The organism is Klebsiella sp. BIGb0407 (genome assembly GCF_024807845.1).
In the GTDB taxonomy this organism is placed as follows: Bacteria; Pseudomonadota; Gammaproteobacteria; order Enterobacterales; family Enterobacteriaceae; genus JGM124.
On record NZ_JANUEQ010000003.1, the window covers coordinates 272,927 to 295,910 of the forward strand.

Annotated in this window: 15 protein-coding genes and 1 pseudogene; 10 read left to right on the forward strand and 6 right to left on the reverse strand. The window is 48.9% G+C overall.

The genetic code is table 11. The annotated features are described in order from the left end of the window. Positions 1-10: 10 nt before the first annotated feature. Positions 11-6,010, reverse strand: coding sequence for an alpha-2-macroglobulin (locus M2387_RS11305; protein ID WP_259049331.1), 6,000 nt, complete (start codon positions 6,008-6,010; stop codon positions 11-13). Between the two features lie 414 nt (positions 6,011-6,424). Here M2387_RS11305 and M2387_RS11310 point away from each other — a divergent pair. After that, a pseudogene (locus M2387_RS11310) lies at positions 6,425-6,556 on the forward strand (DUF4760 domain-containing protein); the annotation flags it as partial. A gap of 99 nt (positions 6,557-6,655) precedes the next feature. Here the strand turns inward: M2387_RS11310 and M2387_RS11315 are convergent. The 3 genes from M2387_RS11315 to M2387_RS11325 form a co-directional block, all read right to left on the reverse strand. Next, positions 6,656-6,853, reverse strand: a complete 198-nt coding sequence (locus M2387_RS11315) for a YbdD/YjiX family protein (protein WP_259049334.1) — start codon at positions 6,851-6,853, stop codon at positions 6,656-6,658. Between the two features lie 60 nt (positions 6,854-6,913). Further along, on the reverse strand, positions 6,914-9,019 hold the full coding sequence (cstA, locus tag M2387_RS11320) for a pyruvate/proton symporter CstA (protein ID WP_259049336.1): 2,106 nt from the start codon (positions 9,017-9,019) through the stop codon (positions 6,914-6,916). Positions 9,020-9,334: 315 nt separating this feature from the next. After that, positions 9,335-10,399: a linear amide C-N hydrolase gene (locus M2387_RS11325; protein WP_409039801.1), complete on the reverse strand. Its 1,065-nt coding sequence runs from the start codon at positions 10,397-10,399 to the stop codon at positions 9,335-9,337. Positions 10,400-10,594: 195 nt separating this feature from the next. Between M2387_RS11325 and M2387_RS11330 the strand changes: the two genes are divergently transcribed. Beyond that, positions 10,595-11,431: a porin family protein gene (locus M2387_RS11330; RefSeq protein ID WP_259049338.1), complete on the forward strand. Its 837-nt coding sequence runs from the start codon at positions 10,595-10,597 to the stop codon at positions 11,429-11,431. 42 nt (positions 11,432-11,473) lie between these two features. Here M2387_RS11330 and M2387_RS11335 read toward each other — a convergent pair whose 3' ends face one another. Together M2387_RS11335 and M2387_RS11340 are read right to left on the reverse strand one after the other, a co-directional pair. Beyond that, positions 11,474-13,900, reverse strand: coding sequence for a DUF3772 domain-containing protein (locus M2387_RS11335; RefSeq protein ID WP_259049341.1), 2,427 nt, complete (start codon positions 13,898-13,900; stop codon positions 11,474-11,476). 242 nt (positions 13,901-14,142) lie between these two features. Beyond that, a complete protein-coding gene (locus tag M2387_RS11340) occupies positions 14,143-14,901 on the reverse strand; it encodes a FadR/GntR family transcriptional regulator (protein WP_259049343.1) in 759 nt (252 codons plus the stop codon). Between the two features lie 191 nt (positions 14,902-15,092). Here M2387_RS11340 and M2387_RS11345 point away from each other — a divergent pair, with 191 nt between their 5' ends. The 8 genes from M2387_RS11345 to M2387_RS11380 all read left to right on the forward strand — a co-directional run bounded on the left by M2387_RS11345 (position 15,093) and on the right by M2387_RS11380 (position 22,920). Next, positions 15,093-15,833, forward strand: a complete 741-nt coding sequence (locus M2387_RS11345; RefSeq protein ID WP_259049345.1) for an SDR family oxidoreductase — start codon at positions 15,093-15,095, stop codon at positions 15,831-15,833. 14 nt (positions 15,834-15,847) lie between these two features. Next, positions 15,848-16,693 carry a fumarylacetoacetate hydrolase family protein gene (locus M2387_RS11350; protein WP_259049347.1) on the forward strand — a complete coding sequence of 282 codons (846 nt, stop codon included), beginning with the start codon at positions 15,848-15,850 and terminating at the stop codon, positions 16,691-16,693. Continuing rightward, entirely contained in the window at positions 16,693-17,979 is a 1,287-nt protein-coding gene (locus M2387_RS11355) for an L-fuconate dehydratase (protein ID WP_259049349.1), read from the forward strand. Before M2387_RS11350 ends, M2387_RS11355 begins: the two co-directional genes overlap by 1 nt. 2 nt (positions 17,980-17,981) lie before the next feature. Next, positions 17,982-18,815, forward strand: coding sequence for an amidohydrolase family protein (locus M2387_RS11360; protein WP_259049351.1), 834 nt, complete (start codon positions 17,982-17,984; stop codon positions 18,813-18,815). Between the two features lies 1 nt (position 18,816). Continuing rightward, on the forward strand, positions 18,817-19,593 hold the full coding sequence (locus M2387_RS11365; protein ID WP_259049352.1) for an L-fucose dehydrogenase: 777 nt from the start codon (positions 18,817-18,819) through the stop codon (positions 19,591-19,593). Continuing rightward, the gene (locus M2387_RS11370; protein WP_259049354.1) at positions 19,590-19,940 is read left to right on the forward strand and encodes an L-rhamnose mutarotase; all 351 of its coding nucleotides are present in this window, start codon (positions 19,590-19,592) and stop codon (positions 19,938-19,940) included. The genes M2387_RS11365 and M2387_RS11370 overlap by 4 nt, the downstream gene beginning before the upstream one ends. A 144-nt stretch (positions 19,941-20,084) precedes the next feature. Further along, a complete protein-coding gene (nhaC, locus tag M2387_RS11375; RefSeq protein WP_259049356.1) occupies positions 20,085-21,563 on the forward strand; it encodes a Na+/H+ antiporter NhaC in 1,479 nt (492 codons plus the stop codon). Beyond that, positions 21,556-22,920 carry an alpha-L-fucosidase gene (locus M2387_RS11380; protein WP_259049358.1) on the forward strand — a complete coding sequence of 455 codons (1,365 nt, stop codon included), beginning with the start codon at positions 21,556-21,558 and terminating at the stop codon, positions 22,918-22,920. Before nhaC ends, M2387_RS11380 begins: the two co-directional genes overlap by 8 nt. Positions 22,921-22,984 lie beyond the last annotated feature (64 nt).

Below are 22,984 nucleotides of genomic sequence, written 5' to 3' on the forward strand. Positions count from 1 at the left end.
CTGCGGTCGATTATTGTTTAGCAACAACCGGTTCCCCGGCAGGCACTACCACCAGTTTTTGGTCACTAACGGACAACGCCTGCACTTCACGGTTATACATCGCTTCACCATAGACAGGTGGGATGGTGAAACTCCCGGTATTGGTCGCCTTGATTTGATAGACAAACTCCTGCACATCGGTGCTGGCACTACCGTAAATCACCACGCGATCTTCACGAATATCGCTGTAATCAGGGGCCCAGGTTGAACCCGCAGCGGCAAGCGGTGACTGCCAGGACGCAGAAGCATCCTCTTCCATTTCCTCTGAATCACTATCAGCTTGCGGTGGCGTCTGTTGTACGACTTCAAATCCGCCTGGCAGCAAATCAACAATGGCTAAATTATCCTGCCCTTCTTTCGAGTTAGCGCGAACCTTCAGGTGTACATTAATTTTCTGCCCCAGGATAACCTGAGTCACAGGTTTACCCTGCTCATCGGTGTAATCACGGGTAATTTCCAGTCCCCGCGAAATCGCTTCTTTCGGTGCCGCCAAATCGAAGCCAGCCTGGGTCACCACATACCATGCGGGTGCATTATTCGCGTTTTGAATGCGCAGACTCTCAGTATCTGCGGTGAAATGTGCTTTCGCAAATAACCCTTGAAGGCTGGAAATCAGCTGTGGTTCAGCACCTTTGTTTTTACCGATCTGGAAGATTTTCAGTGCATCCGGGGACACTGCCTCGGCAGCTATCTGAGAAGAATACCCTTCCAGCGCCAGGATGCTCATTGCTGAAGAGTAAGTAGTGTAACGCTCCTCTTTTAACAATTTGACCATATTTTCCAGTACCTGAGGTGGAATCGCAGACACTTTTTCCGGGAAGTGCCGCGTGATCAGATACAGTCTTGTCGCGTCCTGAACCAGTGGGTCAAAGTAATTTTGTGTCCACCAGCCTTTGTCATATGCCTTATTCAGCTGCTGCCAGGTTGGTTGCAGAAGCTTGTTAGCTTCATCATCCATTTTCAGCATACGGTAAGACGATGCCAGATACAGCGCACTGAGATCGGTTTTCCAGCTGTCCGGATAGAGCCGTTGCAGCTGGTCCTGAACGGATGCCAGTGCACTGGTGGTTATGATGCCCTGACGTGTCAGCAAATAAATTGCCCAGGTGCGTAAACGCAGAGAATATAAATCATCATACTGACTGGCAGCCAGCTCACGGAGTGCCGCATTCGCTTCGTCCAGCATGCCCTGTGGCAGAGCTATTCCAGCGGTTTTTGCTTCCAGCAGGTATTGCACCACGTAAGGCGTGACAAACGGATCGACTTGCGGGGACGATCTCCACATACCAATTGCACCGTTATCATTCTGTCGTGAACGCAGAACAGCCATCATGTCTTTCAGTTTTTTACTGTTTTCCGCCTGGTTCTGCGAACCGCTCATTTCCGGATGAGCGCCCGTGAGGATCAGTGGAATAGAACGGCTGACAATCTGTTCAGAGCAATAATAAGGATAATCCTCCAGATACTGAGAAAGCCCGTTAGTCAGCACCAGAGGCGAGTTAGAAACCGCCGCATTACGCACTGAATAGGCATCAAACATCTGGCGCAGATTATCAATATTCTGGCTACTACCGCTCATGCGCCCCATTACCGATTGCGTACGGTATGGCATGGCCGGGCGGACTGATGTACTGATCGTACGACGGCTGGTTTTATCGCCGTATCGGGCGTCAAAAATCAGTGGAGCATCACCCAGCACGGCATTCGCCCGCAGACGGAAATTAACCACGCCTTCGCGTTTTTCCGCCAGCGACAGACTTTGGTCCGCTTTACCTATCACTTCCAGTGACGGAGGTACGGTCAGATGCAGATTGATATCCACACTATTACCGTTCAGCCCTTCAAGGTTATTGCTGACTCCGACGCTGATATCAAACTCATCTCCAGGCGCCACCATCGCAGGTACGTTTGGCGTCATGATGAAGTTGTCACGCACGGTCACCGAAGTCTGCGTTTTGCCGATTTTTTCCGGAGTCACGGAAATCGCCATAACGCGGATTTTACCGTTGAAGTAATCTGGCACCGGATAGTCAAACTGCTTCTCGCCATTCACTTCTGTGATACCGGACCAGTAAGCGACGGGTTTATCACGTTTGCGTTTAAACGGGTTAACATTCAGATCCAGCCCTTCGCCGCCGTCACCTCCTGGCGCTGCGCTCAGCTGCATCAACTTGCTGAACTCCGGCAGGATAAGATCGAGGATTTGCGAGCTGTCCACATCCAGTGAGCGTTTACGGAAGAAATAGTCGAGCGGATCGGTTAAACGATAACGGGCAACCTGCAAAATACCTTCATCAACAGCAAACAGCGCGACCTGCTGTGGTCCTTCTGTGGTAACTGTCATCGTCAGATTATTGCCCGGTTTAATCACGTCCGGGACATTCACAGCGAGGGCATTCTGGCGCGCTTTAGTACTGATCTTGAATGGCATCACGCCATAACTCAGTGGACTCATAAAGATTTCATCAGAGTTCACATTACGTACAAACTGGACGTTGATATAGCCGTTACCTTCCATGTCAGCAGGCAGACGGATTTTCTGGACGGTGCTGGTGGTATCTGTCGAGAACCACTGCCAGCTATACACTTTGTCTTTTTCGATAGTGATAAGCCCGCTGCCGGTATAAGGCGCATTGATGGCGACCTCTATCTCTTCATCCGGCAGGTATTCCGCCTTATTGAGCTTAATTTTCAGTTCAGCGTTGCGATCCAGCGAGCGGCTGAGGTTAGCATTACCCGCAACGGTATAAGAGAGACGGTTGAGCACTTTGCCCTGTGAGTCTTCTACTACCAGCACAAAATCGCCCGGTTTATCCGTTGCAAGCACCAGGTCACTGCCCTGCTCAGAGAGCGAAAGCGGTTCTTCTGATAGCTGAACTTCCTTCAGCTTGGACTGATATTTATAGACCCCGGAATCCTGCTGAGTCAGAACAGAAATATATTTCTGTTCGATCAATACGACTTTCAGGTCTGGCAGGGCAATCTGTTTCAGCATTGGGTTAATAGCAATGATATTCAGATGACGAACCGCATCGCGATTGATGTATCCCACATCACCATCCGGTTTCATACCAATCAGAAAATCATAAGGTGAAACCAATACTCGTGCAGTCGCAGAGACTGAACGTCCGCCGCCCGCCACAAAGGCTTCTGACAACAGCTGCAGCTGGTAGGTGGCATCAGCATAATTTTTCAGGTCCAACGGAATATCCGCACTACCCTTCTCATCCGTTGTACGGTCTTCCAGCTCAGCTTCAAACCCGTCACTGTTCTGATGATTTTCGTAAAAAGCATAGTCCGGGAACGCATCAAAACTCGGATACATCGGACGTAACGTCAGTTTCGATGCTACGCGGCGATCCTGTGCTGGTGTACCAAACAGATTTTGTACATCAATACTGGCCTGTAGCTCCGTAGGTTTTACCCATCCCTGTTTACGTTCTGGTGTCAGCTGCAGTTTTACTTTTAGCTGATCCGGCTCGAACTCTTTTACATTGACGGCGGTATGCCCCAGCAATACGGAAGACTCATTATCTTTGCCAACCAGGTACAGATAGATATTCCACTCACCGGTAGGTGAGTTCTCATCCGTGGTATAACTCAGCTCATTGAAACCAGCAGAACCAAGAGTCAGTGGAACAGTTCTCATCAGTTTGTCACGCGGATCGTGGATTTCAGCACGAACAGGTACACCCGCTAAGCCCAGGCTCCAGTTAGCAGCACGGGTAATCAGACCAATATTGAAGGTATCACCCGGACGATAGACGCCCCTGTCGGAGAACAGGTAGCTGCTTAATGTACGAGGGTCACTCGGCGTAGCATCACCACCGACATTAAAGCGTGAGAAGTCGAGCCATCTGTCATTGCTGTAGTCGACGGGCAGGAACGAAACATCGCCTTCTTTTTCAACCAGGAACATCACAGGCGTGCGTTCACTGGTATAAACATCCAGCGCCGGAAAACGTACGTGACCGTCGTCACCGGTAGTTTGCGTCAGTAACGCAACGCCATTTTTACCAATAACCGATACTTTGGCGTTGCTGACCGGTGTGCCATCGTGAATAGACTGCACAAATACATCGCGGTTTTTATCCTGTGAACGCTTGGCAATAATTCCCAGATCGGTTACCACCACAAAGCGTGAATCACCGACCGCCAATTCTTCACTCCCCTCCTGATACGAAAGATCCTCATCATCACGCGCGGTATCTTCTCTCTTTTTCGGATCCCACTCTGAGAGTGTCAGCAGGAATACTCCACGATGCGAACTGGGATCGGTCGTGAGATAACGGGAAAGATCTATGCCCTGGTAGTTAACCTCTCCTGGGTTATCATTATTTATCGCAGTCTGATATTTGAAGTGTTCGGTAAAATACTCATCGCCAAGACGATTAAAATCCACCGATGAATACTCGCGACTTTTGAATGATACGATATGTTGCAGCTGGCTCGGGATCACCCGTTTGATGTCCAGGCGCATTCCTGGCACGTTACGCGCAGCTACGCTAATTTGCTTGTCACCCTTCACTGACAGCAGCGAACCCTGTGACATAAATTGCAAAGACTTCGGATACTCCGGAACGCTAACAATAAAGTAGTTTTTTTCCGGCATTTTATAGCCACCGGAAGAGGTCAGTACATTATTCACCTCTACCAGCATGGAGCGATGGGCGGGAGCATCAAACTGGAAACTAAATTGAGGCTGATAGTCGCTCTCGCCTTCGTTCAACTGGATCTCGAGCGGCGTGGATTGAGCCTGCACGTTATTCTCGATAGCGTTGACATTCCAGTTAGCGTAATCGTCCGGACCGGTCGCAGCCTCTGAATCATTAGGATTGTGCTGTGGCAGCAACCAAACTTTTACTGCCCGGCGAATATCTTTGTCCTTTACTGCATCGCTGAAATCAATAACCAGTACGCGCTGTCCTTTTGCACCATCGGAATCAACGAGCTGGGCACTGATGTTATTCACTTTCAGACTATAAAGATTCGGCACAGAAACGCTGGCACTGCGCGCCTGGGTAGTGGCATTTGACGCGACCGATGCCTTCACACCCTTATCTATCGTCAGATTCACAGAACCACCGTAATCGAGTGATTTCAGCGGTTCAGAATGTACCCAGGCATTAAGTTTTTTCTGATCGTAAACCACGGAGAACTTCAGTTTTGATTCTGTTTTGGCCTTCCCTTCCCTCAGGCCTAGAGAGATATTTTTCTCAAAACTGCTCACATCCACCGGAGCATCGAATTTGACGTTAAAGATTGCACTACGTTTTTGGGAGTCCTGCGGATCCTGATAATACTCCGAATTGTTTATCTGATAGTCGAAGGCTGGCGCAGTAAATTCATAGTCTGTCTTCGGCAATTGAATTTGCGGCGCAAGTAAAACTTTTGGCGAGAAATTAACGCTCCAGGTTGTGCCCATCGGCAAGGGCTGTTTTGGCGTGAACACCAGCTTGTCGCCAGTCACCCATTTCCATTCACCTGCTACAGTGGGATTTAACGAAATACCCTTTTCTACCACTTTGTCGATATCTGTTATCGGCGCGACAGAGTGATTAAAAGTAAAGACAACCTGCTGAGGCGCTGGGTTTTGCGCCCTATAATTGCGTGTTTCCGGACCATTGATCCGCACACTGGTTTTCTGATACACCATCGGTGCCGGTTCAATCGGCTGCGGGCGATTTAGCCACCAGTGCCAGCCATAAACCCCCGCAACTGCCACGCCAATCAACCCCAGAATCGCCAGGAAGATTGCTTTCGGATGTTTATCAACCCCAGATTCCATGCGTTTAAAGCCGCGTTTCAGCCAGCCGGACACGGCTGGCCACCAGACAGGAGGCTGCCAGTCGATATTACCGACAACAGGTTTAATGATGCGCCCGAGCAGACTGAAAATAAAAGCCAGCAGGCAAAAAAGGCCTTTTATCAAGGTAAAAGGCAAACGAAGCAAGAATCTGAGTAAATCCATCTGTAGCAGTATCCCTAAACCATAGAGCCCGTAACCGAAGTCATTTTTAATAAAAAATTAACTTTATGATATTGTTATTATTTTTCATGAAAAGCATTCAAAAATTGGCACATAAAAGTATAGTAATAATCTGTATCAAAAACCATCAGATAAAACGCAATTGCCCGACTGTTTTCCGGCCATGTATTGCGCTGTCAGAAAGCGAATAGATAGATGAATTTTACTGTACCACTACGGTGAGAAGTTGATGCTGAGGTGTAGAACCCGGGCATATCTTATATATTCCGCTTCACTTTACACCGCGCTGCGGTATTGACTACGATGACCAACAAGGCCATTAAAGTTCTATTAAAATATTTAGAGAAAAATACCCTATGGTGCATATCACTGTATAAAGGAGGTTAAATGAAAAAAGTTATTGATACTTGGGAGACTTCGGAGCCTCTCATCAAAGCGATACGAGACAAAATAAACTCCGGGACAACGTATCAAGAATTTGAATGGTTAGCGTTAAGATGGAAGAAAAAGAAACTTAAAAAGAATTAAGCGCTCTGCAAGTGAGCTAGCGATAATGTATTGAGAATACATCTTAGCCCCCCTGGCATCACGTCCTTCAATATCATCGAAATATACCCGTCCTGACAATCAGCAGCACTTGGCTCCGCCCTTTCCGCCATATCTCGCATCTTGCCTGTCGCGGAAAAACTCTTCATAGGTCATAGGCGTTTGGTCCGGGTGATTAATGCGGGTATGTTCCACATAATTGTCATAATCCGGCACGCCGACCATCATTTTTGCTGCATGGCCGAGGTATCTGCCTGCTTTAGAGAGTGTATCAAACATTATTTTTGTCCTTTTTCAGTAAACCCGACCTGAACGTGCCAGGCCGGGTGACATCTTACATCAATGTGTGCGTTTTGTTGAGCCACTCAGATAGGCTGCATCTGCCGGCATCGGTTCGTACGGTGTTTCTTTTGACGTTGGTTTGTCTGTTTTCAAGGCTGCCATGGCTGTTTTAATAGAGAAGATAGCCAGCACCACCACCACGACCATAAAGAAGATAGTCAGACCCGCATCCAGACGGTTGTTGAACACCAGCTGCGCAAGCTGTGACTCGGTATATTGTGGAGGAATGTTACCACTATCAATCATCGCCTGGAATTTATTAGCAATCGCCAGGAAGCCGAGTTTGGTATCCGGGCTGAATGATTTCTGCCAGCCCGCGGTAAGAGTACAAATCAGTAACCATGCGGTTGGCACCAGAGCCACCCATGCGTAGCGCTGACGTTTCATTTTGAACAGCACTACTGCACAGAGCATCAGCGCCATTCCGGCCAGCATTTGGTTAGCAATACCGAACAGCGGCCAGAGCGTATTGATACCACCTAGTGGGTCAACCACCCCTTGATGCAGGAAATATCCCCAGGCCAGCACACAAAGCGCGGTGGCTAGCAGGTTAGCAGGCAGCGAATCGGTACGTTTTAGCCCAGGGCTCACCACGCCCAGCAAGTCTTGCAGCATAAAGCGTGCAGCACGGGTTCCTGCATCCACAGCGGTCAGGATAAACAATGCTTCAAAGAGAATAGCGAAGTGATACCAGAATGCCACATCCATCAGGCCACCCAGTGCGCCATGAAGGATATAAGCCATACCTACCGCAAGCGTAGGTGCCCCACCCGCACGGGAAATAATAGACTGCTCACCCACTTCATTCGCTATCTGATGCAGTAAATCAGGTGTAACCGTAAAGCCCCAGGAACTCACCACTTGTGCGGCGGATGCGACCACATCAACCGTTCCCGCAGGGGCCAGAACTGCCATCGGGCTGTTCATGGCGAAGTAGACGCCCGGATCGATGATACAGGCGGCGACCAATGCCATAATGGCGACAAAGGATTCCATCAGCATACCGCCATAGCCGATAAAACAGGCCTGGCCTTCACTGGCGAGCATTTTAGGTGTAGTGCCCGATGAAATCAGAGCATGGAAACCTGAAACCGCGCCACAGGCGATAGTAATAAACAAGAATGGGAACAGATCGCCTGCCCACACCGGACCGCTGCCATCAATAAATTTAGTCAGGGCTGGCATACTCAGCGTTGGACGCATAATCAGAATGCCGATAGCCAGTCCGACAATGGTGCCAATTTTCAGGAAAGTTGACAGATAGTCACGCGGCGCTAACAGCAGCCATACCGGCAGTACAGAGGCCACAAAACCATAGCCCACCAGCATCCAGGTTAGCTGCACACCCGTATAGTCAAACCACGGTGCCCAGGTTTCACTCTCGGCAACCCAACCGCCTGATATAATGGCAAACACCAGCAATACCAGACCAATAATCGAAACCTCACCGATGCGTCCGGGGCGCAGATAGCGAATATAAATCCCCATAAATAGCGCCAGCGGGATGGTAAATGCCACGGTATAGGTGCCCCACGGGCTATGAGCCAGGGCTTTCACCACAATCATTGCCAGTACCGCGAGGATGATAACCATAATCATAAAGGTCGCGATTAGCGCCAGTACCCCGGCAGTAGGGCCCATCTCTTCACGTACCAGTTCACCCAGCGAACGCCCATCCCGGCGGGTTGAGACGAACAGTACCATAAAGTCTTGCACCGCTCCGGCCAGAACTACACCCGCCAGGAGCCAGATCATGCCGGGCAAATAGCCCATCTGAGCCGCTAATACCGGTCCGACTAAAGGCCCTGCACCGGCAATCGCCGCAAAGTGGTGACCAAAAAGGACTTTTTTATCCGTCGGGACATAATCGAGTCCGTCATTATGTTTGATCGCAGGTGTCATCCTGGTGGGATCGACCTGTAAGACATTTTTCGCGATATATCGTCCATAAAAGCGATAGGCGATTAGATAAACGCACACTGAAGCCACGACGATCCACAGGGCGTTGATCTGTTCTCCCCGATTTAGCGCAATATAACCCAAGGCGAACGCTCCGATAACGGAGAGTAGCGCCCACATAAGGTACCTTCCTGAATTATTCATAATTATTATCCGTGTCAGTAGTAGGGAGTGTTACGTCTTGTACCCATGAAACGCCTTACATTTAATAATCTTGACACAAACACAAACAATAACCGGACATTTACTCCAGATTGTTAACGTGATCACTTTAGACTGAGAAACAGAGAGAATATAGAAGAGGAAATTGTGCACAAAACCAGTGTGTTCTACTGGTAAGATGAGGGGCTAAGCTATCGCCAGCTGCGCTGACTCATTACAAAAAACCAAATAAATGATATAGAAATAAACAGGTTACCAGCCTACATATAGCAGGCCGGTAAATCAGATATTAGGGTCTTAAACACCAAGGAATTTAAACGGTTTTGCCTCTTTATAGTGTTCGTTGGCGTTCCCTGCATAAACATGGGTCTGATTAGGACCTAGGTCCAGCTTCATTACTTTTCCGGTTTTCTCTGAGAAATCGAGGGTTTTCAGATCGGTCCAGAAAACATTCGGCGTCAGAGCTGACTCGAAGAAGTAAACCCGGTTTTTCTGGTCAGATACCGTCCGCCAGCGTGTGGAGGAGATATTCGGTTGGTCGGGGGTTGAAATACCATAGGGAACCGATACATTACGAATTACGCTGAAAGTACTGGCAATCGCTTCAACCAGATTTTCTGATTTAGGAATAGCGTTGACATAGAAGGCCGCGCGAGCAAAGCGGTCAGTCGCATTGTTACTCCCAGGCAGCATTACGGTGCCGCCAATCTGTTTCCAGTACTCATCAATAACCAGTTGTTTCTCAAACGTCGGTGAGTTGGTCATCACCTGATAGGTACGGCTATGGTGGATCACCTGCTTACCGTCGATATACTCGATGATGGCGCTATCACCACTGGCATCTGACAGCGAGAGATGCAAGGTAGCCAGACGCTCTTCTCCAGGCACATTATCGGTGACGATGCTGAAGGGTTCTTTTTTCAGTACATCAACGGCTTCCTGTACCGTAGCGAAATTATCCAGCACGTATTGCGCCCATGCCGCAATCGTCAGACCCGGTTTTTTAGCATCCTGCTCAGGATAGGACGACTCGACCAGCCACAGCACATTAGCGACCAGTCCGGCTTCATTCATACCATCAGTGGTGGAGATATCATAACCGGAGGCGATAACGCTGCCGTATTTTGATTTCCAGGTAGCCGAGTTTTTACCGGCCTCTCCGCTTCTCTCCATTCCACGCGGAAATACCCAGAGGTTGGTACCCACATCGACCTTCCAGTCCATCGAGCGGGCGGTAATCACTTGCTCATTGGCACCGAGATATACCAGTCGTGTACAGGCTTCGACCGTTGGCATCAGCATTCCGGCACACAGAAGTGCGACACTACAGGTAGAGAGAAATGAATTTTTTTTCAAGATCATAGCTCTTATCTCATTTTGATTTCGTGGGTTTAACTTCATCAATTATATTAATTAAAAAAAATACTGGGTAGATAAATTCGGTTGTATTAATCAGACTCTGACTTATCATCAGATCCTATTTAATATTTATTCTTATTATGATGAATAAATATCCTTCTTACCTATATCCCTGTATAGCAGAAAAGGAACGATACTTTGTACCGATTGCCGCTTCTCATCGCGCTGTCCCTTTACGGTATTCAGGCGTTGCCTGTCCTCGCTCAATCACAGAAAATCAGTACCCTTGAGGATAAAAAATCAGACTGGGCCTTACAGGTTACCCCCTTTCTGTGGGCAGCCAGCCTGAGCGGAAAAATTTCGCCATTCCAGCGGGGATCAACCCTGGACGTGGATAAATCGTTTTCTGATGTGATGGAACACCTCAGAGTGGGTGGGTTTCTGAATCTTTGGGCACGCCACCAGCGTTTTGTGCTCTCCGGCAATCTGATGTATGTCGATACGCGTGATGCACGGGCAAGTGGCCCACTGTCTGCATTCCAGATACCAGGCCTGGGTGTCACTATCCCGGCGGGTGCCAGTGCAGAGGGTAGGGTCGATTCAACACAGTTTATGGCAACGCTACTCGGAGGATATCGAGTACTGGATACGCCAGAGTTTACTCTCGATATGCTCACAGGGATGCGATTCTGGCATATATCGAATAGCATTAGCGTTACCACCAGCCATATATCGATAGGGAGTCACTCTGCGTCTTATAGTGAAGACTTCGGATGGATTGACCCGTTAATAGGAACGCGAATTTTCGTTCCACTGACCGATAACTGGTCTCTTCAGTCTGAGGCAGATATAGGCGGGTTTGGCGCGGGATCTCATTTCACTGGGTCGATACTTGCCAGCGCAACTTATACATTCACTGATACGCTTTCTGTATCAGCGGGTTATAAGGCACTGAAGGTGGATTATGATCATAACGGACATGTGTATAACACCCTGCTTAGTGGCCCGGTGATTGGCGTGACCTGGCGATTCTGAAACAGGTCAGGCCGCTACGCAATGGTAGCGGCCCCTGTACGGCTACTCTGATGCTTCCCGCAGCTCGGTTTTCCCTGTTTTACGTTCAATCACCATAGTTTGCGGCGAAGAGAGCATCACGCCTTCTTTACGCAGACGAGTAAGAATATCAAACAGCAGATCGCTTTTTGCACCACTAACCTGCCGGGGACTTGCCACCTGGCCTGTAACCGACATGATAATACCGGTCGAGGTCAAATCCTTAAAAGATACCGACGGCTCCGGGGTCTCTAAAATACGCTCATTATCATTGTATACATCCAGCAACAGCTGACGCACATGTACCGGGTCAATATCCAATGGGAATGTCAGAGTAATAGTCGCCACGCCATGCGCATTACCCATAGTGACGTTGCGTACGTTCTGTGAAATAAACTGCGAGTTAGGCACGATAACCGTGGACTTATCGCTAAGCTGGATCTCCGTGGCTCGCACGTTAATCCGACGGATATCCCCTTCTATCCCGCTGATACTCACCAGATCACCCACTTTTACCGGGCGCTCAGTCAGCAGGATCAGGCCAGAGATAAAGTTTTTCACAATTTCCTGCAGGCCAAAACCAATACCTACCGACAGGGCACTCACAATCCAGGCCAGCTTGTTCCATTGCAGACCCATAATCGACAACGTCATCAGGATTAACAATACAAAACTAATATTGCTAAACAAAGTTATCAGCGAAACCCGCATCCCCCTGTCCATGGTCGTTTTTGGCAGAAAGTCGTTTTCCAGCCAGCGCTTCACCGAACGAAGCACCCAGCTTCCTATTATCAGACAAAGCAAAGCATTAACGACGTGTGCCGGGACAATATTCATCGACTCCAGCCCCTGACCGCCCCAGAACTCAATCGACTTCTGCACCAGTTCAATAGGGGTGGCACTGCCCAGGGTTCCGTTCAGTAGTGCCATTACAGCAGCCAGCAATAGGACTGTTTTTCCTATCGCACTCAGCAGTACCGCAACTTGTCCAAGATGACGCTCGTTAATATTCAGGGAAGCCTGCATCCGCTTGCCGGACGCATTATTGGTCGAGAACAAACTTTCACAACCATCGGAGATCAACTGACTGAATATATAGAATAAGCCAAAGACGATTCCCATCCAGATAAGCTCATAGGCAAGGAAACGCGCGAGGGTAATATAGCCAATCACCAGTGCCAGCATGATGGCAAAGCCAATCAACGTCAGCGCCATCTGAATCAAGCCAACCAGCGTCGATCTGGCTTCTGGCTGAATACCCTCCTGAATCATACGGCGACGAACCAGATTGGTACGCATGCTAATAGACAGTGCAGTGGCCCCAATCAGTAATGCAGTCATACCGTTAGCAAAAATCGTGGTAGAGACACTGGTATTTGCACTGCTGATAAAACTTTCAATCGCCTGGAAGATAAACACCAGCGTGGCAGTCAGAGGAGGAAACGGCTTTAATGCCAGTGCAACCTGGTCTGAGATTTGCGGCAAACGCCAGGAAGGCCGGCGTGTGGACAGAAAAGCGCGCCCAAGACCGGCAATCAGACCACAAAAAATACTTAATCCGACCAGCTTATCAGCGAAGACCCGGACACTATCAACAACCCCATCATTGCGGGTAAATGCCAGATCGAGGAAATTAAATGCCAGTACCACGGCTGCAAGCGTAGTCAGTGCGGTCGCGGCAGCGAGGAAACTGCGACGTAATCGCCCCTCTGGTAAGTGGTGGATACCTACCCAGGCAAGAAATTCCTCAAGGTAGCGTCGGCCCAGGGTGGCAACCAGACCGGCCGCAAAAATCCAGCTTATCGTGCCAAATATCCAGTCTGGCGTGAAGGAAAGTGTGACAGCTGAGGTCAGCTCATCAAAGAACTCGCTAATTTTGTCGCTGTCATCGCTCTGCGTATTGGTCAGCGGAGACCAAAAACGCGGACTAAAGATACTGCCAGCATTAAGCGCCAGCTGGGTTTTCACCGCATCGCGGCGCAAGTTAACAATCTGGGCAGAAAGATTCATCGCCCCGGATTTGATAGCCTCCGCCTGCTTAATCTGTTCGTCCGTTTTAGTCTTCTGGCTTTCCAGCTTGCTGCGCTTACTGGTGACCTCAGCGAGTTCTTTTACTCCGCTGTCCGCGGCCGGAACCGGGCCAAGTACCTGCAGTTGAGCCTGGAGCTGTGTACTTGAGGGGATCAGGGCCTGAGTCAAACGATCGGCATCACTGGATAGTTCAAGCGCCAAGTCATTAAGCGCTTTTAGTCGGGCATCATTGGTTTCACCCGAAACCTGCTGTTTAATCTTATCGAGCACTTTCTGCATCTTAGGCAGTTCGACAGCAGCATTGATCTTGACTGGCACATCGCCATTTTGCGGATCGCTATCACTCGCCATAGTCCACTGAGGCATAAACGCCACCAGCGCCAGCAGACACACACGAAGAAAAGTTAACATGCCAGACATGTAGGGATTCCTGAAAAATTGAAGATACTAGCGAGTTCGGAATATTTTCCGCGGCACAGTTTATGCCTTTGTGATGGGCCGTACTATAAGATTTGCGATAGAAATATTGCATCTGAATCATAAGAATAATCTATGGTGTATTACCCGGTATCGCGTGGCAGAGTGGTCACCGATGAAATAGCAGCTCAATTGATATCCTGAGAAAAATGTAGCCGGGAACTGACTCAATCCCGGCCAGATAATTACTCATCAGTATCGGTACGACCAAAAATAGCAATAACGCGGTCGATATGCGCTTTCATTGCCAGGCGGGCTGCTTTTGAGTCTCGTTTTTCCAATGCCCGTAAAATCGCGAGATGTTCTGCCTCTGAGGTATCGGGCATATCGTCGGGAGTATAGTGGGCTTGTAGTGTTCTGAACATACTGCCGTACCGGTGACCAAGCAGGTAACCCATCATAAAACCATAGGCAGGATTACCGCAGGACTGAGCGATACGAATATGAAACAGGCGGTCACCAGGGTGGTCACGCGACCCGGCCCGGTTATCTTCACAATTTTGCAGATAGGCCTCGCGGATTGTCAGCAATTCCTGATCGCTGGCATGCAATGCCGCAAGAGCAGCCGCTTCGGGCTCAATCAGACGGCGAGCTTGCAGCAAAGAAAACGGGGGCAATTCGGTTGAGAGATCGAGCTTAATCGGTAAATCGGTATCTGAGTCCAGCCACTGATTACGCCCCGCCTGCTGCATGACGGGCTCATGATTACTCGGGCGGGCTTTAACGGTAACACCGTTGCCGACTTTGACATCAACCAGGCCAATGACCTCGAGAGCGATAATCGCCTCACGAACGGAAGCACGACTCACTTGCAGCTGTTCAGCCAGATCGCGCTCTGACGGCAGGCGGCTGCCAGGTGGAAATTCATTGTTATCAATCAATTTTATAAGTTGATCGGCTATCTGCCTGTAAAGTCTGGAGGTTTCAACTTTTTTTATCGGCATTTCATTTTAACCTTTTTTTTATTCAGTGATGTCGCGCACAAAAAAACGTCATGATGCTTTCAATGTTATTCGAATGTTAATAAAACATCATCCCAGATAGCTAAGTTTGTAGTGTAACCCTATACCCGTTTTATGGGCAATGCACACGTAAATTGGCCTGACCATTAGATCATTGAACCATAGGGGCTGTAATGAATTTACAAGGTAAACGCGTTCTTATCACTGCTGCAGGACAGGGAATTGGCCTTGCCAGCGCCCGATATTTTGCTGCCCAAGGTGCAGAAGTTATTGCCAGTGATATCAATGTTTCTGCATTACAGAATTTACCGGGTATTACCCCGTTCATTCTGGATGTTACCGATAAGCAGGCGATTGCTGCGGCAGTAGCAGAAATCGGCACTCTGGATGTGCTGTTTAACTGTGCAGGCGTGGTCCATAGCGGTGGACTACTGGAATGCAGTGATAAGGACTGGCAGTTTGCGTTAGATCTTAATGTCACTGCGATGTTCCATATGATTCAGGCATTTTTACCAGCGATGATAGCAAAGAAAAACGGCTCAATTATCAATATGTCCTCTGTCGCATCGAGCGTGAAAGGCGTTGCCAACCGCTTTGCTTACAGTACGACAAAGGCCGCCGTTATTGGACTGACTCGCTCTGTTGCCGCGGACTATATCGGGGAGGGTATTCGTTGTAATGCGATTTGCCCGGGAACTGTGGACTCTCCTTCATTGCGTCAGCGTATTGCGACCCAGGCAGAAGCGGAAGGACGCAGCGAAGCAGAGGTTTATGCCGCTTTTGTCGCCCGTCAGCCGATTGGGCGTATTGGCAACGTTGAAGAGATAGCCGCGTTAGCCGCTTATCTGGCTTCAGACGTCAGTTCTTATACAACCGGCACGGTACAGATTATCGATGGCGGCTGGAGTAATTAATTAAGGAGTAGGACATGAAATTAGTACGTGTAGGTACGCCTGGCCAGGAACGTCCGGCGCTGCTGGATAAGCAAGGTGTTTTACGTGATTTATCTCAGCATATTTCTGATATTGCAGGCGAGGCTTTGCTTCCTGAAACGCTGAATAAATTACGCCAACTTCCGGTCAGCGAGCTGCCTGAAATCACCGGTAATCCACGCATCGGAGCCTGTGTCGGGCAGATTGGTAAATTTATCTGTATCGGCCTTAACTATGCCGACCATGCGGCAGAAACCGGCGCAGATATTCCCGCTGAACCGATAATTTTCAGTAAATGGACCAGCGCCGTGGTTGGGCCAAACGATGATGTCCGTATTCCTCGTGGCTCGATAAAAACGGACTGGGAAGTCGAATTGGGTGTGGTTATCGGCCAAGGTGGCAGCTATATCTCCGAAGAAGATGCCCTGTCTCATGTTGCCGGATATTGCGTGATCAATGATGTTTCAGAGCGTGAATACCAGATTGAACGTGGCGGCACCTGGGATAAAGGGAAAGGCTGCGATACTTTCGGACCTCTGGGGCCATGGCTGGTGACCGCCGATGAAATCGCCGATCCGCAGCAGCTGGATTTATGGCTGGAAGTCGACGGTAAACGCTATCAAAACGGTAATACCCGGACGATGATTTTTACCGTCGCCCAAATTATTAGTTACCTGAGTCAGTTTATGAGCCTGCAACCGGGAGATGTTATTTCAACCGGAACGCCTCCAGGCGTGGGAATGGGACAAAAACCGCCTGTTTATCTACGTGAAGGACAAGTCATGAGCCTCGGTATTGAAGGTCTTGGAGAGCAACGTCAAACCACGGTAGGGACCGCATAATGACCACTTTAACCGCTTTGCGCGTGGAAGATATTCGTTTCCCGACCTCTCAGCACCTTGATGGTTCTGATGCGATGAATCCGGATCCGGACTATTCCGCCGCTTATGTGATTATCGAAACCGATAACCCGGCACTGAATGGTCACGGGCTGACTTTCACCATTGGCCGTGGAAATGAAATTTGCTGCGCCGCTATCCGCGCCCTCGAACCTCTGGTTATCGGCCGTAAACTGGCTGATATTGCCGCTGATATGGGGAAATTCTGGTGTGATATCACCGGAGATAGTCAGCTACGCTGGATTGGCCCGGATAAAGGTGCGATTCATCTGGCGACCGGTGCAGTAGTCAATGCCGTCTGGGACTTATGGGCCAAATCGGAAGGAAAACCCCTGTGGCGATTAGTCGCCGATATGTCACCCGAAGAACTGGTGCGTTGTATCGATTTCCGCTATCTGACTGACTGTATTACCCCGGAAGAGGCACTTGAGCTGCTGACCCAACGTCAGGCAGGTAAAGCACAGAGGATACAACAATTACAGGAAGAAGGTTTCCCTTGCTACACCACCTCTGCTGGCTGGCTGGGCTATGACGATGCAAAATTACGTCGTCTGTGTCAGGAAGCGGTGGATGCAGGCTTCTCGCATATCAAACTGAAAGTGGGTCGTGACCTGGAGGATGATATCCGCCGCGTAACGGTCGCCCGTGAAGTTTTAGGCCCGGATCGCCATTTAATGATTGATGCCAACCAGGTCTGGGAAGTGAGCGAAGCCATCGACTGGGTGAAACAGCTGGCATTTGCTAAACCCTGGTTTATTGAAGAACCCACCAGCCCGGATGATATCGAAGGGCACCGCAAAATTCGCGAAGGCGTAGAGCCGGTTAAAGTCGCGACCGGTGAAATGTGCCAGAACCGAATTCTGTTCAAGCAATTTATCATGCGTGGTGCTATCGATGTAGTGCAAATCGATGCCTGCCGTCTGGGTGGGGTCAATGAAGTCCTGGCGGTATTGCTGATGGCAGCAAAATACCAGTTGCCGGTCTGCCCGCATGCGGGTGGCGTTGGGCTCTGCGAGTATGTTCAGCATCTGTCGATGATTGATTTTGTCGCCATTGCCGGAACCCATGAAGGTCGCGTGATTGAATTTGTTGACCATTTACATGAACACTTCCTGCATCCTTGCGAAATTCGTGGCGCGGCCTATATGCCACCGAGTGCGCCGGGCTTCTCCATCGAAATGTATCCTGAGTCGCGTGAAAAATATCGTTATTCGGTGAAGGAAGCATAAAAATGCGTATTGATGCCCATCAGCACTATTGGCGCTATAACCCGCTACAGTATCCTTGGATAACTGAGCAACTGGGTCGTCTTAAACAGGATTTTCTGCCTGGGACGTTGCAACCGTTGCTGGCTGGGCAACAATTCGAGGGTTCAATCAGTGTTCAGGCCTGTCACAGCATGGTGGAAACCCAACAGCTATTAAGGTGGGCGGAAGAAGGTGATGGCGTCAATGCCGTCGTTGGCTGGGTCGATATTCAGTCGCCAGATTTAAACCATCATCTTGAAATGCTCAAGCATCCCTTACTAAAAGGGTTTCGCCATCAAGTTCAGGATGAAGCCGATCCGGCTGGCTGGCTATACCAGCCAGCGGTTACTCAAGGAATAAAACGCTTACAACAGCAGGAGTATATCTGGGAGATACTGGTGACCTGGCGCTCTCTCGCAGCCACGGCTCGCTTTGCGGGTCAGCATGATAATCACTGGTTGGTACTGGATCATCTCGGTAAACCCGATATTTCCCGTGGTGCTGTTGAGTGGGGTAAACAAATAGCGCCTTTGGCAGCCCTCCCCCATGTGGTCTGTAAGCTTTCCGGATTGGTCACCGAAAATCCCGCCGAGCGGGGAAATCATGAGCTACTACGTCCTTTTATCGAAGAAGCACTGACACGCTTCGGCCCTTCTCGTTTGATGTTTGGATCGGACTGGCCGGTCTGTTTGTTAGCGGCTGAATATGATGAAACCTGTCAGCTGATACATCAAGAGATACAACGCTTATCGCCCACTGAGCAGGACGCAATCTGGGGAACAACTGCAGCCCGAATTTATGGTCTGGAGCGAGGATAAAATGGATCTGTATTTAAAAAATAAAGTCGTGATTGTCACGGGAGGTGGCTCAGGTATCGGTGCGGCCATTTCTCAGCTGTTAGCTGAAGAAGGCGCCATTCCGGTGATGATCACTAACACCTCCCCCGATGAAGCCTGGCTGGCAGCCTTAAATCAGCAGCAACCGGAAAGCACGGTATTGATTGCTGATTTATGCAATGAACAACAATGTGCAGGCGCGGTACAAAACGTGCTAGAACGTTTTGGTCGCATTGATGGATTAGTTAATAACGCAGGCATCAATGATGGAGTGGGAATCGAAGCGGGCAGAACCGCGTTTATCCAGTCGCTGGAAAAAAACTTATTTCATTATTATCAAATGATGCACTGCTGCCAGTCAGCACTGGAAATCAGCCGGGGCGCGGTGGTCAATATTGCCTCAAAAACGGCACTCAGTGGCCAGGGTGGTACCAGCGGTTACTGTGCGGCAAAAGGCGCGATTTTATCGCTGACTCGGGAATGGGCATTGTCATTACGTCACAGCGGCGTGCGGGTTAATGCCGTGGTGCCTGCAGAGGTGATGACCCCGCAGTATAAACAGTGGATAACCTCCTTCCCTGACCCTGATGTCGAACTGGAGAAAATCAACCAGCGCGTGCCGTTAGGTAATCGCATGACGACTCCGCAGGAAATTGCTAACACCGTGGTCTTTTTACTTTCATCCCGGACTTCTCATACCACGGGCGAGTGGTTAAGCGTCGACGGTGGATATCTGCATCTTGATAGGGCGACATCATGATTAAGAAAATGGAACGATTCTGTCTGGCGCTTGATTTGGCCGATTCAGAAGAAAAAATCGCTGAATACTGTCAGCTTCATCAAAAAATCTGGCCTGAAGTCGCGACACATATCTGCAAGCACGGCGTCACGGGGATGGAAATTTATCGGCTAGGTACGCGTCTGGTAATGGTGATGGAAGTTGACGAAACCTTTGATGAGCAACATTTTGCTCAGCAATCACAAATTAACCCGGTGATCCAGCGCTGGGAAACCTTAATGTGGAAATTCCAGCGCCCGACCCCCTGGACACCTGAAGGGGAAAAGTGGGTCAGGATGGAACAGATATTCTCGTTACACGACCAATAATATTTAATTAAAAAACGCTACGAGGTCATATATATGAACAGGTGATATTTGCCTGATTTTTTCTCAAATAATAATGTAAAAAAATAACGAGTCCGCATACTCGTGTGCTATCGCAACAATATTATAAATATAGCGAGGTTTTCTATGTCTACAATCCAAGAGCCGCTAAAAAGACCCGGTTCTAAACAGCTCAGTTTAGCCAGTTCTTTTTTATTATTAGGGCTCTCACTCTCTTTTATTATCTTCGGCTATACCTTGCTGAATATACAACTAGAAGCGTTACTGATTCTTACGGCAATCATTATCTCGTTTGTCGCAATGTGGTTAGGATACAGCTTCCAGAATATCATCGATGAGATTGTACAGAAGTTCTCGCAGGCATTACCTTCATTGATGATTGTAATGTGTGTCGGCGGGCTTATTGGTGTCTGGATGAGTTCAGGAACTATTCCTTATTTAATTACGCTGGGTTTAAAAATTATTAACCCTCAGTATATCGTGATGATTGCCTTTATCGTCACCAGTATTGTCGCAACCTGTACCGGGACGTCCTGGGGTTCCGCCGGCACTATTGGCGTCGCCTTTATGGGAGTTGCCCACGGTTTAGATGCCAACGTAGCTGCTGTTGCAGGTGCAGTCGTCGGTGGTGCTTACTTCGGAGATAAGATCTCGCCGTTAAGCGGTTCCTCTAACTTTGCTGCTATCGTCAATAATCTCGATCTCTATGTGCATATTAAACATTTATGTAAAACCACGATCCCAGCCTATATTGTCTCGGTCATCATCTACCTGGTGATTGGTTTATATACGCAAGAAACCGCGATCAGTGCTGATTCTGCTCAGCAGACTGTCGATCAGATACATCTTCTCTATAACACGCACTGGATACTGGCGGTACCGATTTTTATCGTGCTTATTGGCGCTTTGATGAAAAAACCGGTGATCCCTGTTCTGTTATTCACAACCGGTATCTCTATCGCTATTTCCTACTTTACCCAGGGTATCGGTATTATTGAGAACCTCAATACTTGGGTATCAGGGTTTAATGCCGGCAATCTCACCGATCATCCTGAAGCTATCCCTGAGAGTATCCGCAACTTGTTACAACGCGGTGGCGTCGTTTCCATGATGCCATTAATTCTGGTTATCCTTTGCGCCTTCTCTTTTGCCGGCCCGCTGACCCTGACCCAGGCACTGGATATCATTATTAATAACTTTACCAAAGTGGTAAAAAGCGCTGCGGGTCTTATTTTTTCAACTATCGCTGCTTGTCTTGCCTTAATCGCAGCAACCGGTAATAACAATATTGCCTGTTTACTGCCTTCTGAGTTATTCCGTAAAGCCTTTGAGAATAACGGACTGCATCGTAAAAATATTTCCCGTACCGTTGAAGATGCGGCAACCGTTATTGAACCCTTAATTCCCTGGACCGCAGCAGGCGTGTTTATGGCCGGCACCCTGGGTGTTCCAACTCTGGATTATGCCTTATGGGCGGTACAATGTTACGCCGGGCTGATCATTGCCGCTTTCTATGCCGTTACCGGCATCTGCATTGCCAAAACCGATCCCGATACTGATACTGACACTGTAGTTGTAGAAAAAAAGGAATTGATTCATGAGTAATAAAACCTATCAGCCTGACTGGGCAAGTCTCGACAGCCGTGAAATGCCAGCCTGGTTTAACGAGGCTAAGTTCGGCATATTTATCCACTGGGGCGTCTTTTCTGTTCCGGCATGGCGTACCGTCGATAATACGTTATTTGGCTCCTACGCCGAATGGTATTACGCCAGCGTTTATGGCAACTATCGTAATAATGATGCGGGTTTTCATGAACAACACTACGGGAAAGATTTCCTCTATCGTGACTTTGCGCCACAGTTTAAGGCCGAACTATTCCAGCCGGAGGCATGGGCTGAATTATTTAAAGCCTCAGGTGCAAAATATGTCGTACTAACGACGAAACACCACGATGGCTTCTGTTTGTGGCCAACCAGGAATAAGCATAAACAAAACTGGAACAGCGGTGATACCGGCCCGAAACGTGATTTGCTCGGCGATATTACGCAGGCAGTACGTGATAACGGCCTGAAAATGGGGATTTATTACTCCATCATTGACTGGGAAACCAACTGGACCCACCGTGCAGAAGGCGGTTATTTTGTACCTGAGCGTGATCGGGAAAAATTCGGTATTCCGGAAAAAGATTATCCTGACGAAATTCTGATCCCACAGCTTAAAGAGCTGGTGCAAAACTATCAGCCGTCACTGATTTTCTCTGATGGCGGAGAATGGGATCTCAGCGAGGAATTCAGCCAGACTAAAGAGCTACTTTCCTGGCTATATAATGAAGCGAGTAATAAAGACGAAGTTGTGGTCAACGATCGCTTCTATAAAGGCATGCCGGGTAATCACGGTGACTACTACAGTACCGAATACAACGATAAAGAGGGCTTCGGTAAACATCATGCCTGGGAAGAGAGTCGCGGTATCGGCAAGTCGTATGGCTTTAACCGCGCGGAGCAGCTGGAAGACTACTGTACCTCCCAGGAGCTGGTAAATCAGTTAATTGGTATCGTTTCTAAAGGAGGCAATTTCCTGCTCAATGTCGGCCCTACCGCTGACGGTAGGATTCCGACCTTGCAACAAGAACGACTGCGCGATATTGGCCGCTGGATGGAAATTAACGGCGAAGCTATTTATAACAGTGAAATCTGTACCCGGCTGGCCTGCGATGATGAGCAGGTTGCGCTAACCCAGGTCGGTAATAATGACTATGTGATTAGCCAGTCCTGGCCGGTGGGTGCGATTAAAATAAAGTTAGTTCAGGGAGAAACACCTCAGAACTGTACTTTATTGTGCCAGGGTAAAACCGTTGAGGTTCCTTTCTCAGTCGAGGGCGAGTATCTGTTTATCAAACATGTTCCCTGGGATTTCGCACTGGGCCTTGAATATGCTTATACCTATCGCCTTAGCCGATAAACAATACTAGCTATGCCATTTCTGACAGCGACCCGTTATTGATACAGGTCGCTGTCATGCGGTT